Below are 13,530 nucleotides of genomic sequence, written 5' to 3' on the forward strand. Positions count from 1 at the left end.
GCCTCAGACCCGGGCAGCGGTCACGGCCGCCGAACCCCAGGTGGTTCTCCAGCGACGTTTGACCCCGTGCAGACCGAACCACGCCAGCACGCCAAGGCTGGCGAACAACCACAGCGCCAGTTGATAGCTGCCGGTGCTCTGTTTGATCGCGCCCATGCCTGCCGCCAGGGCGAAACCGCCGATGCCGCCGGCCATGCCGATCAGCCCGGTCATCACGCCGATTTCGCGACGGAAACGTTGCGGCACCAGTTGGAACACCGCGCCATTGCCCGCGCCGAGACCGAGCATGGTGCAGACAAAAAGTGCCAGCGCCGCGTAGGAACTTGGCAGGTTGAATCCGACCGCTGCGATACAAACTGCGGCTACCGTGTACATCGCCAGCAACGTGCGAATCCCGCCGAAACGGTCGGCGAGCGCGCCACCCAGCGGGCGCATCAGGCTGCCGCCGAACACGCAGGCGGCGGTGTAGTAACCGGCGGTGACCGGGCTCAAACCGTATTGATCGTTGAAGTAGCCGGGCAGGGCGCTGGCCAGGCCGATGAAGCCGCCGAAGGTGACGCTGTAGAAAAACATGAACCACCAACTGTCGCGGTCGCCCAGGGCCTTGAAGTAATCGGCCATGGATTTGGCTTTTGGCCGCTCCGGTGCGTTCTTCGCCAGCCAGGCAAACAGCACCAGGGTCAGGATCAGCGGAATCAGGGCGAAACCGAACACATTGCTCCAGCCGAACGCCGCCGCCAGTACCGGGGCGATCAGCGCTGCAAACACGGTCCCGGAGTTGCCGGCCCCGGCGATGCCCATCGCCTTGCCCTGATGCTCTGGCGGATACCACTGCGAGGCCAGCGGCAGGGCCACGGCGAACGAGGCGCCGGCCATGCCGAGGAACAGGCCGAGCAGCAGGGCTTGTTCGTAGCTGTGGATGCCGAGTTTCCAGGCACCGAACAGCGCACAGATCACGATCACCTGGCCGATCAGCCCGGCGGTTTTCGGCGACAGGCGATCGGCGAGCATGCCCATCGCAAAGCGCAGCACCGCGCCGGCCAGAATCGGCGTCGCCACCACGAGGCCACGCTGTTGAGTGGTCAGGTGCAGGTCGGCGGCAATCTGCACCGCCAGCGGGCCGAGCAGATACCAGACCATGAAGCTCAGGTCGAAATACAGGAAGGCCGCGAACAGGGTCGGGGTGTGGCCGGATTTCCAGAAGCTTTTATTCATCGCGCACCTCAGCTGTAGAGAATCTCGAGAAGGAGTCAGAACCAGCACAGTGGAGCGCCGCCACGGCCGCACCACCGGCCCCGGGCTGTGGGGCCAAAACGCAAAAACGCCGCTACCCGGATCGCCGAAAGGGGCGAAGAAGGTGAGCGACGTCTTTGTCGTAGGTGGGGCAACCGCCGTTGGTTACCTGTGCTGAATGCTTAGCGAGATTTGTGCCAGTTCAGCCAAGCAGCTCGCTCATGGCAATGATCTGCTCCGCCACCTGAATCAGTTTCTGCTGGCGGCTCATGGCCTGGCGGCGCATCAGGGTGTAGGCCTCTTCTTCGTTGCAGTCCTTCATTTTCATCAGCAGACCTTTAGCCAGTTCGATGCGTTTGCGCTCGGCCAGTTGCTGGTCGCGGGCCTGAAGCTGGGCGCGCAAGGCCTGGTCGCTTTCGAAGCGGGCCATGGCCACGTCGAGAATCGGCTGCAAGCGTTGTGCGTGAATGCCCTCGACAATGTAGGCACTGACCCCGGACTTGATTGCCTGACGCATCACGCCGGGGTCATGCTCGTCGGTGAACATCACGATCGGCCGGGGCTGGTCGCGGCTGACCAGCACCACTTGCTCCATCACATCGCGGCTCGGTGACTCGGTATCGATCAGGATCACGTCCGGGCGCACCGTTTCGACGCGCGCCGGCAGGTCGATGGTCAAGCCCGACTCGTCGATCACCTCGAAACCGGCCTCGGTCAGCGCGGCTTTCAGGCGCCCGACTTTTTTCGCGGTGTCGTTGATCAGCAGAATGCGCAGCATGTTCGCGGTCTCCTGTCAGCGGTGGGCGAGAAGGGGCGCGCTGTCGTTCAGCGCGTGGAGCGTGAAGCTTCGGGCGTAGGCGGCCGGGTCGCTGCCGTCCCAGATTTTGCCGTCGATCAACTGGCTGCTGCGCATGTCCTTGCCCCAGGCTGCGACGCCCACAGCAGTCGCCGCGTCGCGATAGATCTCCAGTTGCTGCACCTGACGGGCGACGGCGAGGTAATCCGGGTCATCGCGCAGCAAACCCCAACGGCGAAACTGGGTCATGAACCACATGCCGTCCGACAGGTACGGCAGATTCACCGCGCCATCGCCGTGAAAGCGCAGGGCGTGCGGGTCTTGCCAGCGGTTGCCGAGGCCATCGTCGTAGTCGCCGAGAAAGCGCGGCTCGATGTACGACACCGGGGCGTCGAGGTATTCCGCGGCGCTCAGCAACTGCGCGGTGCTGCGGCGGTTTTCCGGGCTTTCTTCAATGAAGCGACTGGCTTCGAGGATCGCCATCACCAGCGCCCGGGCGGTGTTGGGGTATTGCTCGACGAAGGCACGGGTGCAGCCGAGGACTTTTTCCGGGTGATCGGGCCAGATGGTCTGGCTGGTCGCCAGCGTGAAACCGAGATCCTGCTGCACGGCGCTGGCCGCCCACGGCTCGCCGACGCAGAGGCCATCAATGCGTCCGGCCTGCAAGTGCGCGACCATTTGCGGCGGCGGTACCACCACGCTGTCGACATCCTGCAACGGATGAATGCCCTGGCTCGCCAGCCAGTAATACAGCCACATGGCATGGGTGCCGGTCGGGAAGGTCTGGGCGAAAGTCAGTTTTGCGCGGGTTTGGTGCACATGGTGGTGCAGCGCTTCAGGACCGGTCACGCCCAGGCCCTGCAAACCGTGGGACAGGTTCAGGCTCTGGCCGTTCTGATTCAGGCCCATCAGCACCGCCATGTCGGTCGGCGCGACACCGCCGATGCCCAAGTGCACCGCGTAAATCAGGCCGTAAAGGCTGTGGGCGGCATCGAGTTCGCCGCTGACCAGGTTGTCCCGCAGGTTGGCCCAGGAACTCTGGCGCTTGAGGTTCAGGGTCAACCCATAAGGCTGAGCAAAGCCTTGGGTGGCGGCGACCACCAGCGAGGCGCAGTCGCTCAGGGCCATGAAACCGAGGTTGATCGCGCTTTTTTCCGGGGCATCGCTGCCGTTGACCCAGGCCAGCGGCCCGGCGGAGGTTTGAGTCATGAAAGCCACCCTCAAAAAAAACGTCGTCCCGGGCTTTGCCCGCGCAAAACCGAGAGACGACGCCATTGTCCTTGCCTGCACGCCACCATTGGCCTGCGGGCTGATGCCGAGGAAGGTGCAAGGCATATGCCATGCGCACAGATTTGCCCGTGCGCCTCGCGCCGCGGGGCGATGCCCGGCTATAATCGCCGCCTCTTTTCGCCGCCCGAGTCATAGCCGCCCATGTACACCCTGGCCCGTCAGCTGTTGTTCAAACTTTCCCCGGAAACCTCCCACGATCTGTCGCTGGATCTGATCGGCGCGGGCGGGCGTTTGGGCCTCAACGGCTTGCTGTGCAAGGCTCCGGCGTCGCTGCCGGTGAATGTCATGGGCCTGGAGTTCCCGAATCCTGTGGGTCTGGCGGCCGGTCTGGACAAGAACGGCGCAGCCATCGACGGCTTCGCGCAGCTGGGTTTCGGTTTTGTCGAAATCGGCACCGTGACCCCGCGTCCGCAGCCGGGCAACCCGAAACCACGAATTTTCCGCCTGCCGGAAGCCGAGGCGATCATCAATCGCATGGGTTTCAACAACCTCGGTGTGGATAACCTGCTGGCGCGGGTGGCGGCGGCCAAATACAAAGGCGTGCTGGGGATCAACATTGGCAAGAACTTTGACACCCCGGTCGAGCGCGCGGTGGATGACTACCTGATCTGCCTGGACAAGGTCTACGCCCACGCCAGTTACGTCACGGTCAACGTCAGTTCGCCGAACACCCCGGGCCTGCGCAGCCTGCAATTCGGCGATTCGCTCAAGCAATTGCTGGCGGATCTGGCCACGCGCCGCGCCGAACTGGCCCTGCGCCACGGAAAGCATGTACCGCTGGCGATCAAGATCGCACCGGACATGACCGACGAAGAAACTGCGCAGGTCGCCCAAGCGCTGATCGAAACCGGGATGGACGCGGTGATCGCCACCAACACCACCCTCAGCCGCGTGGGCGTCGAAGGCATGGAACACGGTGACGAGGCGGGCGGTCTGTCCGGCGCCCCGGTGCGTGAGAAGAGTACCCACACGGTGAAAGTGCTGGCGTCCGAGCTGGGCGGCAAGCTGCCGATCATCGCGGCGGGCGGCATCACCGAAGGCAAGCATGCAGCCGAGAAGATCGCTGCCGGCGCGAGCCTGGTGCAGATCTACTCCGGCTTCATCTATAAGGGCCCGGCGCTGATCCGCGAATCGGTCGACGCGATCGCCGCCAGGCGCTGATCGGCGGACATAAAAGGCAGGCATAAAAAAGGGCTCCTCGAAGGAGCCCCTGGGCCGTAGCCCGCCGTCCGGGAAGGACGTGCATGGTGATCAGGGTGTTGCGAAATCAGATTGTCGTGTCGGAATAAGTGCCCTGTGTCAGCCGACGGCGTGAAGTTCGTTGAGTCTGTGGATTCCCGCAGTGCCGGTCATACCGTCCCAGTTGTCGCCGCGTCCTTCTCGCCAGCCGTTGATCCAGGCTTGACGTACCGACGGTAGAGTAAATGGGCAAAGCTCACGGGATTTGCCACCAACGCCATATTGATATCCGCGCAAAAATGCTCTTTCCAACGGATCACGCTTAAGTCTTCTCATAGGGTGTTTCCCTCACTTGTTGACTGTTTTTGTCGCGTCGACCTCAATTGAGGTCTGGCAGAAAAATTCTGCCGTTGGCGGCTCGCTGCCGGCGTGGCGAGCCAAGGTGTTGACGCCGTTGCGACGTCAACCTGTGTCCAGTTCTAACCAATGAGTCACATCGATGGAATGACCGTTTTGTCATAAGGACGTAACGAAAAAGATGCTATGGCCATAAGTAACCGCGTATTTATCCAGTGTTTATTGGCCAAACCCCGGTATGATCGGCCCCGCGCTGGATGATGAGGTTAATCCTTTAGTGAGAATGACCCACGTTTACGCTGGGGTACTATTCGACGAAGGGTTGCTTTGAGTCATTTTGTTGCTTCAACTTTTTTATCTGTCCCGGCATCTAAGCTCTTTTAACCCGAGCAGCGGGGATGGAACGGCACACCTTCGTGCCACGCGGGCGCTCTTGTAGAAAAGCGCCTGATTGAAAACCGGATCGGCAATGCGTTGCCGGTTCATTAGCCAAAGGCTCTGGAAAAACCATGTCCGACCGTTTCGAACTCTTCCTCACTTGCCCCAAAGGCCTTGAAGGCCTGCTCATCGAGGAAGCCGTCGGGCTTGGCCTTGAAGAGGCCCGCGAACACACCTCCGCCGTGCGTGGCATGGCGACCATGGAAACCGCTTATCGCCTGTGCCTCTGGTCGCGTCTGGCCAACCGGGTGCTGCTGGTGCTCAAGCGCTTCCCGATGAAAAACGCCGAAGACCTGTACCACGGCGTACTCGACGTCGACTGGCAGGATCACATGCTGGCCGACGGCACTCTGGCCGTGGAATTCAGCGGCCATGGTTCGGGTATCGACAACACTCACTTCGGCGCGTTGAAGGTCAAGGACGCCATCGTCGACAAACTGCGCACCCCGCAGGGCGATCGTCCAAGCATCGACAAGCTCAACCCGGACCTGCGCATTCACCTGCGTCTGGATCGTGGCGAAGCGATTCTGTCCCTCGACCTTTCCGGCCACAGCCTGCACCAGCGCGGCTACCGCTTGCAGCAGGGCGCTGCGCCGCTGAAGGAGAACCTTGCAGCCGCGATCCTGATCCGTTCCGGCTGGCCGCGCATTGCCGCCGAAGGTGGCGCGCTGGCTGACCCGATGTGCGGTGTCGGCACGTTCCTGGTCGAAGCCGGCATGATCGCCGCCGACATGGCACCGAACCTGCGTCGCGAGCAATGGGGTTTCACCGCCTGGCTCGGTCACGTACCGGCGCTGTGGAAAAAACTCCATGAAGAAGCGGTCGAGCGCGCCGCTGCCGGTCTGGCCAAGCCGCCGCTGTGGATCCGTGGTTATGAAGCCGACCCACGTCTGATCCAGCCGGGCCGCAACAACGTCGAACGCGCCGGCCTGAGCGAGTGGATCAAGATCTATCAGGGCGAAGTGGCGACCTTCGAGCCGCGTCCGGACCAGAACCAGAAAGGCCTGGTCATCTGCAACCCGCCGTACGGCGAGCGTCTGGGTGATGAAGCCAGCCTGTTGTACCTCTACCAGAACCTTGGCGAGCGTCTGCGTCAGGCCTGCCTGAACTGGGAAGCGGCGGTGTTCACCGGCGCGCCGGATCTGGGCAAACGCATGGGTATCCGCAGCCACAAACAGTATTCGTTCTGGAACGGCGCGCTGCCGTGCAAGCTGCTGTTGATCAAAGTCCTGCCGGATCAGTTCGTCACCGGCGAGCGCCGCACCCCGGAGCAGCGTCAGGCCGAGCGCGAGCAAGCCGCCTACGATCAGACGCCGAACGAGCCACAAGAGCGCAAGTTCAACAAGAACGGCAACCCGATCAAACCGACGCCGGCCCCGGCGCCAGTGATCGAGCAGCCGCGCCTGAGCGAAGGCGGGCAGATGTTTGCCAACCGCCTGCAGAAGAACCTCAAGGCGATGGGCAAGTGGGTCAAGCGCGAAGGCATCGACTGCTACCGCGTCTACGATGCGGACATGCCGGAATACGCCATGGCCATCGACCTGTACCACGACTGGGTGCACGTTCAGGAATACGCCGCACCGAAGTCGATCGACCCGGAAAAGGCCTCGATCCGCATGTTCGATGCCCTGGCGGCCATCCCGCAGGCACTGAACATCGACAAGAGCCGCGTGGTGGTCAAGCGCCGCGAGCGTCAGAGCGGCACCAAGCAGTACGAGCGTCAGGCGGCTCAGGGCAAGTTCAATGAAGTCACCGAGGGCGGCGTGAAGTTGCTGGTCAACCTCACCGACTACCTCGACACCGGGCTGTTCCTTGACCACCGGCCGATGCGCATGCGGATTCAGAAAGAGGCGGCCGGCAAGCGCTTCCTCAACCTGTTCTGCTACACCGCGACCGCCAGCGTGCACGCGGCCAAGGGCGGCGCGCGCAGCACCACCAGCGTCGACCTGTCGAAAACCTACCTCGACTGGGCGCGCCGCAACCTGTCGCTCAACGGTTTCTCCGACAAGAACCGTCTGGAGCAGGGCGATGTGATGGCGTGGCTGGAGAATTCCCGCGACGAATACGACCTGATCTTCATCGATCCGCCGACGTTCTCCAACTCCAAGCGAATGGAAGGCATCTTCGACGTGCAGCGTGACCAGGTGCAGTTGATCGACCTGGCCATGGCCCGTCTGGCGGCGGGCGGGGTGTTGTACTTCTCCAACAACTTCCGCAAGTTCCAGCTCGAAGACAACCTGGTCGAGCGTTACGCGGTCGAGGAAATCACCGCCAGCACCATCGACCCGGATTTCGCCCGCAACGGCAAGATCCACCGCGCCTGGAAAATCACGGCTCGTTGACACTCTGCAAAATTGGATCCACAGAGCCTTGATTTTCAAAGGCTCTTGGATCCGTTCAGAGCTAGCCAAATTAGTGGCTAATAGCTATAACTCACACACGGCCGATGGGGTTTTTCCCGCAGATGCTGACGTAGTGAGTGGCTTTTATGTCGTTGCACCCCGTGCGCCCGAAGATATTGGGTTTTATCAGCGAAGAAGTCTCGGCCTGGCTGGTCGCGCTGCTGGTATTGCTCGCCGGCGGGATTCTCACGGGGCTGCTCGCCTGGGGCACCCTCAATCAGTTTCACAGCCAGTTGCGCCAACGCTTTCAGCTACTGGCGAACGAGCGCTACAGCCGCATCGAAGAACGTTTTCAGGATCAGGAGCAACGTCTCGATGGCCTGCGCCGGTTCTTCGCCAACTCCGAATCGGTGTCCCGCGCCGAATTCGACGGCTACACCCAACCTTTATTACTGCGCACCCAGGCCTATTCGTTCGCCCTGCGGGTGAGCGGCGCCGAGCGTGCAGCCTTTGAACAGCGTGCGCGGGATGAAGGCCTGAGCACCTTCAGCGTGCGCGAACTCAATGCCCGCGGCGAGCTGCAACTGGCCTCCGCCCGCGATGAATACGTGGTGGTGTTGTACAGCCAGACCCAGAGCCGGCTCGGCTCGCCACTGGGTTATGACTTGCTGGCCCAGCCGCTGCGCCGCACGACCCTGGAGCGCGCAGATCAGATCGGTGGCCTGGCGGTTTCGCAGCCGATGCATCTGGTGGCGATCGAGCCGGCCTATGCGCGGGGCGTGCTGTTGGTGGCGCCGGTGGTGCGCCCCGGCGAGCCCAAGTCGTTCGGCTACGTGATGGCCGTCATCAGCATGCGTCAACTGCTGGCGGACGGTTTGCCGGATGCCCTTCATGACTATCTGTCGGTGCGCATTCTTGATTTGTCCACCAACGATCAGCATGAGGTGCTATTCGAATCGACCAACGAACCGGCACCGAGCGATCTGTCCGCCACACGATTGGTGCGCATGGCCGATCACGACTACCAGGTGGATATCCTGCCGAGCGAAGCGTTCATGCAGGCCAACCATTCGTCGGTTGGCAGTGTGGTGGTGCTGGGCGGATTGCTCAGTCTGCTGCTGAGCGCGCTTCTTTATGTGTTGGTCAGTCAGCGTCAGCGCGCGTTGCGCATGGTCGAGTTGCGCACTCAGGAACTGCATGAGCGCGAGCAGGAATTGCGCGGCACCCATGGCCAATTGCGCGGGGTGCTCAACGCGGCGACCCAGGTGGCAATCATCGCCACCGACCTGCGCGGGGTGATCAACACCTTCAATCCCGGCGCCGAGCAGATGCTCGGTTACCGCAGCATTGAAGTGATCGGCCACATGACCCTGGAAAATCTGCACTTTCCCCGAGAACTGGTGGCCCGCTCGGCGGAGCTCAGCGCCCGTTATGGCAAGACCATTCCGACCTGTCAGGCGATGCTGGTGGAGGGTGGCGAAGTTGGCGGGCACGAGGCGCGGGAGTGGACGCTGGTGCGCAAGGATGGCAGCCACATCCCAGTGAACATGCTGGCCACGCCGGTGCTGGACGAGCAGGGGCTGTGGGTCGGGCATCTGGCGATCTGCATCGACATCACCGAGCGCAAGCGCGTGCATGAAGCGCTGGCCGCGCGGGACGTGTTGTTGAAGAAACTCAGCGCCCACGTTCCCGGCGGGATCTATCAATTCAAGATGGAGTTCGACGGTCGCTTCAGCGTGATCTACGCCAGCGACGGCATCCGCGAGATCTACGAGCTGGAGCCGGACGTGCTGTTGCTCAACGCCGAAGCCATCTTCACCCGCATCCACCCGCAGGACGTCAGCCGCGTGCGCACCTCGATCCGCGCCTCGGCGGACAACCTCAGCCCGTGGCGCGAAGAATATCGCGTGCAGTTGCCCGAGCGCGGCCTGCGCTGGGTGCGCGGGGAAGCGACCCCGGAGGAACTGCCGGGCGGCGGCGTGCTGTGGCACGGTTATATCTCCGACATCTCCGACCTGAAGCGCGTCGAAGAAGAGCTGCGCGCCCTGTCGGTGACCGACGCCCTGACCGGCATTCACAACCGACGCTATTTCCAGGAGCGCCTGACCACAGAGATGGCCCGGGTCGAGCGCGGCGGTGGCGAATTGTCGGTGATCATGCTCGACATCGACCACTTCAAGCGGATCAACGATCAGTACGGTCACGCTGCGGGCGACCGGGTTTTGCAGGCGGTCTGCGAGCGCATCGGCCATCGTCTGCGACGTACCGATGTGTTCTGCCGGTTGGGCGGCGAAGAGTTCATGGTGCTGTGCCCGGACATCGACGGCGACCACGCCCACATGCTGGCCGAGGAGTTATGGCAAAGCCTGCGCGGTGCGCCGATCGACGTGGTGGGGGTGGTGACGGCCAGTTTCGGGATTGCCAGCTGGCGGCCGGGAGAGGGCGCGGATGCGCTGTTGCTGCGGGCGGATTCGGGGGTGTATGCGGCGAAACAGGGCGGGCGGGATCGGGTCGAGCGGCAGATGAACTGAGCCAGCTTAACGCGGATCCTGTGGGAGCGGGCTTGCCCGGCTCCCACAGGATCCGCGGAGTTCTCAGAGGCGGATTACAGAACCGAAGCGGTCTGCGGCGTCCGCGGCTGTTTGTAGAGATCCAGCAACACCTGATCCAGCACCGACGACGCGCCGAACGGGGCTTTATCGTTGAGGATCGCCACCACCGCCCAGGTATTGCCGTTGACGTCGCGGCTGAAGCCGGCAATCGCCCGCACGGTGTTCAGGGTGCCGGTCTTGACGTGGGCTTCGCCGCGCATCGCGGTGGTCTTCAGGCGTTTGCGCATGGTGCCGTCGGTGCCGGCAATCGGCAGCGAGCTGATGTACTCGGCAGCATACGGGCTGTGCCAGGCCGCTTGCAGCATGCTGGCCATTTCCCGGGCACTGACCCGCTCCGAACGCGACAGGCCGGAGCCGTTCTCCATCACCAGGTGCGGCGCGGTGATGCCTTTCTTCGCCAGCCACTGACGGACCACGCGTTGCGCGGCCTTGGCGTCATCGCCGTCGGCGTCGTTGCGGAATTTCTGGCCCAGGCTCAGGAACAGCTGCTGAGCCATGGTGTTGTTACTGTACTTGTTGATGTCGCGGATGATTTCCGCCAGATCCGGCGAGAACGCCCGGGCCAGCACCTTGGCGCTGCTCGGGGTCGGGGCCAGACGATCCTTGCCCTGGATGCTGCCGCCCAGTTCCTTCCAGATCGCCCGCACGGCGCCGGCGGTGTAGGTCGCGTGGTCGAGCAGCGACAGGTAAGTCTGCGAGCTGCAGCCTTCGCCCAACTGGCCGGCCACGGTCACGGTCACGCTGCCATCGGCCTGCGGCACCGGGTTGTAGCGCACGCCACCGGTGCATTGTTTGGAGTTGAGCGCTTTGACGGTGTTTTCGATGTTGATGCTGGCAATCGGCGGTTCGACCGAGATCAAAACCCGGCCATTGTCATTGCGGGCCACGAAACGCAGGGCCTTGAGGTTGACCAGCAGCGAATCCGGCTTGACCAGGAACGGCTTGTTCTCGTCGTTGCCGTCATCGTTGAATTCCGGCAGTTGCGGCTGCACGAAGAAGCTGCGATCGAGCACCAGATCACCGGTGACCTGAGTCACGCCGTTGGCACGCAGGTCGCGCATCAGCAGCCAGAGTTTTTCCATGTTCAGCTTCGGATCGCCACCACCCTTGAGGTAGAGGTTGCCGTTGAGGATCCCGCCGTTCAGGTCACCGTCGGTGTAGAACTCGGTTTTCCACTGATGGTTGGGACCGAGCATTTCCAGCGCCGCGTAAGTGGTGACCAGCTTCATGGTCGAGGCCGGATTGACCGACACGTCGGCGTTGTACACGGTCGGCGTGCCCGGGCCGTCCAGCGGCACCATCACCAGCGACAGGGCCGTGGGCTGCAGCTTGCTGGCCTTGAGGGCTTTTTCGACGTTGGGGGTCAGGGCGGTGTTGATGGTGGCAGCGGAGACGGGCAGGGCCAGCGGCAGAAGAAGACCGGCCAGAAGCAGAGGACGCAACGATTTGATCATATGAAATAAAACCCTACAGCCGAGGGGAAAAAAGACGAGGACATGGATGAAAAGGCCCTCAGTGGTCATGAAAGTGTCGGCATTATGCCCCAAGGTGTAACAGCTTGTGCCTTTCGCAAGGGCGCCAATTCGTTATTTTTTTACAGGCGGTCGCACGCACGTCCCAGAGAGTCGGGCAATCGCCGGCTTAAACTGGTAAAGTGCCGGCCGTTATTACTTAAGAGGATTGTTCCAATGGCGACTAACCGTTCCCAGCGTCTGCGCAAAAAACTGTGCGTCGATGAATTTCAAGAGCTGGGTTTCGAACTGAACCTGGGCTTCAAAGAAGACCTGTCCGAAGAAGCCATTGACGCTTTCCTCGAAGCATTCATCAAAGAAGCCATGGAAGCCAACGGTCTGGGCTATGTCGGCGGCGACGACTTCGGTCTGGTTTGCCTGCAGAAGCGTGGTTCGGTCTCCGAAGAGCAGCGCGCTGCTGTTGAAGCCTGGCTGAAAACCCGCTCCGAGCTGACTTCCACTGAAATCAGCCCGCTGCTGGACGTTTGGTATCCTGAAAAGCCGATCAACGCGGCCAAGTGATACTGAAAAGAACGGCGACCTGAGGGTCGCCGTTTTTTTATGCCTGCTTTTTACTCAGGCCTTGCGCCAGTTGAGGATCAGCAAGGTCAGCACCCCCGCGACAATCCCCCAGAAGGCTGAACCGATGGAAAACAGCGTCAGCCCCGACGCCGTGACCATGAAGGTGATCAGCGCCGCTTCCCGTTCCTTCACCTCGGTCATGGCGATGCTCAAGCCATTGATGATCGAGCCGAACAGCGCCAAAGCAGCAATCGACAGCACCAGTTCCTTGGGCAGCGCGGCGAACAGCGCCGCCAGCGTGGCGCCGAACACCCCGGCAATCCCGTAGAAAATCCCGCACCACACCGCAGCGGTGTAGCGTTTGTTGTGATCCTCATGGGCATGCGGCCCGGTGCAGATTGCCGCGCTGATGGCCGCCAGGTTGATGCCGTGGGAGCCAAACGGCGCCAGCAGCAGGGACGCGACGCCGGTGGCGGTGATCAGCGGCGAGGCCGGGACGTTGTAGCCGTCGGCCCGCAGCACGGCGATGCCGGGCATGTTTTGCGAGGTCATCGCTACGACAAACAGCGGAATGCCGATGCTGATGGTCGCGGCCAGGGAAAAGTGCGGCGTGGTCCAGACCGGTGTCGCCACTTCCAGATGAAAGCCGCTGAAGTCCAGCAGTCCCATGAACCCCGACAGCGCGGTGCCGATCAGCAGCGCGGCAAGCACCGCATAACGTGGCGACAGGCGTTTGACGATGAGATAAGTGAAGAACATCCCCAGCACCAGCCCGGTGCGATGTTGCGCGGCGACGAAGATTTCGCTGCCGATCTTGAACAGAATCCCCGCCAGCAGCGCGGCGGCGAGGGAGGCCGGGATCTTTTTCACCAGCCGTTCGAAACTGCCGGTCAGGCCGCAAATGGTTACCAGCACCGCGCAGGTGATGTAGGCGCCGATGGCTTCGCCGTAGGTAACGCCGCCTAGACTGGTGATCAACAGCGCGGCGCCGGGTGTCGACCAGGCAATCGTGATTGGCGTGCGATAGCGCAGCGACAGGCCGATCGAACACACCGCCATGCCGATGGAGATCGCCCAGATCCACGACGAAATCTGCCCGCTGGTCAGGCCCGCCGCCTGCCCTGCCTGGAACATCAGCACCAGCGAACTGGTGTAGCCGGTCATCATCGCGATGAACCCGGCGACGATGGCGGAGGGCGATGTGTCCGCCAGCGGGCGCAGTCGGGTATGGGTAATTTCGTTCATGACAG

Annotated in this window: 10 protein-coding genes; 4 read left to right on the forward strand and 6 right to left on the reverse strand. The window is 62.4% G+C overall.

What is annotated here, in order from left to right; translation table 11 throughout:
- Positions 1 to 3: 3 nt before the first annotated feature.
- The 3 genes from KJY40_RS10310 to KJY40_RS10320 all read right to left on the reverse strand — a co-directional run bounded on the left by KJY40_RS10310 (position 4) and on the right by KJY40_RS10320 (position 3,238).
- Positions 4 to 1,215: a nitrate/nitrite transporter gene (locus tag KJY40_RS10310; protein WP_007952035.1), complete on the reverse strand. Its 1,212-nt coding sequence runs from the start codon at positions 1,213 to 1,215 to the stop codon at positions 4 to 6.
- Between the two features lie 220 nt (positions 1,216 to 1,435).
- Positions 1,436 to 2,011: an ANTAR domain-containing response regulator gene (locus KJY40_RS10315; RefSeq protein WP_007916390.1), complete on the reverse strand. Its 576-nt coding sequence runs from the start codon at positions 2,009 to 2,011 to the stop codon at positions 1,436 to 1,438.
- 15 nt (positions 2,012 to 2,026) lie between these two features.
- Positions 2,027 to 3,238, reverse strand: a complete 1,212-nt coding sequence (locus KJY40_RS10320) for a CmpA/NrtA family ABC transporter substrate-binding protein (RefSeq protein ID WP_230736529.1) — start codon at positions 3,236 to 3,238, stop codon at positions 2,027 to 2,029.
- A gap of 222 nt (positions 3,239 to 3,460) precedes the next feature.
- On the opposite strand from KJY40_RS10320, the gene KJY40_RS10325 reads away from it, so the two are divergent.
- Positions 3,461 to 4,480: a quinone-dependent dihydroorotate dehydrogenase gene (locus tag KJY40_RS10325; protein WP_230736531.1), complete on the forward strand. Its 1,020-nt coding sequence runs from the start codon at positions 3,461 to 3,463 to the stop codon at positions 4,478 to 4,480.
- A gap of 138 nt (positions 4,481 to 4,618) precedes the next feature.
- Here the strand turns inward: KJY40_RS10325 and rmf are convergent, their stop codons facing one another.
- Positions 4,619 to 4,834 carry a ribosome modulation factor gene (gene rmf, locus KJY40_RS10330; RefSeq protein ID WP_003223300.1) on the reverse strand — a complete coding sequence of 72 codons (216 nt, stop codon included), beginning with the start codon at positions 4,832 to 4,834 and terminating at the stop codon, positions 4,619 to 4,621.
- 530 nt (positions 4,835 to 5,364) lie between these two features.
- Between rmf and rlmKL the strand changes: the two genes are divergently transcribed.
- Together rlmKL and KJY40_RS10340 are read left to right on the forward strand one after the other, a co-directional pair.
- A complete protein-coding gene (gene rlmKL / locus KJY40_RS10335; protein WP_230736533.1) occupies positions 5,365 to 7,635 on the forward strand; it encodes a bifunctional 23S rRNA (guanine(2069)-N(7))-methyltransferase RlmK/23S rRNA (guanine(2445)-N(2))-methyltransferase RlmL in 2,271 nt (756 codons plus the stop codon).
- 146 nt (positions 7,636 to 7,781) lie between these two features.
- Positions 7,782 to 10,166: a sensor domain-containing diguanylate cyclase gene (locus KJY40_RS10340; protein ID WP_230736536.1), complete on the forward strand. Its 2,385-nt coding sequence runs from the start codon at positions 7,782 to 7,784 to the stop codon at positions 10,164 to 10,166.
- A 74-nt stretch (positions 10,167 to 10,240) separates the two neighbouring features.
- Here KJY40_RS10340 and dacB read toward each other — a convergent pair whose 3' ends face one another.
- Positions 10,241 to 11,701 carry a D-alanyl-D-alanine carboxypeptidase/D-alanyl-D-alanine endopeptidase gene (dacB, locus tag KJY40_RS10345; RefSeq protein WP_007952030.1) on the reverse strand — a complete coding sequence of 487 codons (1,461 nt, stop codon included), beginning with the start codon at positions 11,699 to 11,701 and terminating at the stop codon, positions 10,241 to 10,243.
- Positions 11,702 to 11,935: 234 nt separating this feature from the next.
- On the opposite strand from dacB, the gene KJY40_RS10350 reads away from it, so the two are divergent.
- Positions 11,936 to 12,280, forward strand: coding sequence for a YggL family protein (locus KJY40_RS10350; protein ID WP_007952029.1), 345 nt, complete (start codon positions 11,936 to 11,938; stop codon positions 12,278 to 12,280).
- 54 nt (positions 12,281 to 12,334) lie between these two features.
- Here KJY40_RS10350 and KJY40_RS10355 read toward each other — a convergent pair whose 3' ends face one another.
- Positions 12,335 to 13,525, reverse strand: a complete 1,191-nt coding sequence (locus KJY40_RS10355) for a benzoate/H(+) symporter BenE family transporter (protein ID WP_230736538.1) — start codon at positions 13,523 to 13,525, stop codon at positions 12,335 to 12,337.
- Positions 13,526 to 13,530 lie beyond the last annotated feature (5 nt).

This window comes from Pseudomonas fitomaticsae (genome assembly GCF_021018765.1).
GTDB classification, from domain to species: domain Bacteria; phylum Pseudomonadota; class Gammaproteobacteria; order Pseudomonadales; family Pseudomonadaceae; genus Aquipseudomonas; species Aquipseudomonas fitomaticsae.

Bases quoted from the DNA above. Each gene is read 5' to 3' on its own strand.
- rmf (WP_003223300.1), bottom strand. From the start codon at position 4,834: ATGAGAAGACTTAAGCGTGATCCGTTGGAAAGAGCATTTTTGCGCGGA.
- KJY40_RS10340 (WP_230736536.1), top strand. From the start codon at position 7,782: ATGTCGTTGCACCCCGTGCGCCCGAAGATATTGGGTTTTATCAGCGAA.
- KJY40_RS10310 (WP_007952035.1), bottom strand. From the start codon at position 1,215: ATGAATAAAAGCTTCTGGAAATCCGGCCACACCCCGACCCTGTTCGCG.
- rlmKL (WP_230736533.1), top strand. From the start codon at position 5,365: ATGTCCGACCGTTTCGAACTCTTCCTCACTTGCCCCAAAGGCCTTGAA.
- KJY40_RS10320 (WP_230736529.1), bottom strand. From the start codon at position 3,238: ATGACTCAAACCTCCGCCGGGCCGCTGGCCTGGGTCAACGGCAGCGAT.
- KJY40_RS10350 (WP_007952029.1), top strand. From the start codon at position 11,936: ATGGCGACTAACCGTTCCCAGCGTCTGCGCAAAAAACTGTGCGTCGAT.
- KJY40_RS10315 (WP_007916390.1), bottom strand. From the start codon at position 2,011: ATGCTGCGCATTCTGCTGATCAACGACACCGCGAAAAAAGTCGGGCGC.
- dacB (WP_007952030.1), bottom strand. From the start codon at position 11,701: ATGATCAAATCGTTGCGTCCTCTGCTTCTGGCCGGTCTTCTTCTGCCG.
- KJY40_RS10355 (WP_230736538.1), bottom strand. From the start codon at position 13,525: ATGAACGAAATTACCCATACCCGACTGCGCCCGCTGGCGGACACATCG.
- KJY40_RS10325 (WP_230736531.1), top strand. From the start codon at position 3,461: ATGTACACCCTGGCCCGTCAGCTGTTGTTCAAACTTTCCCCGGAAACC.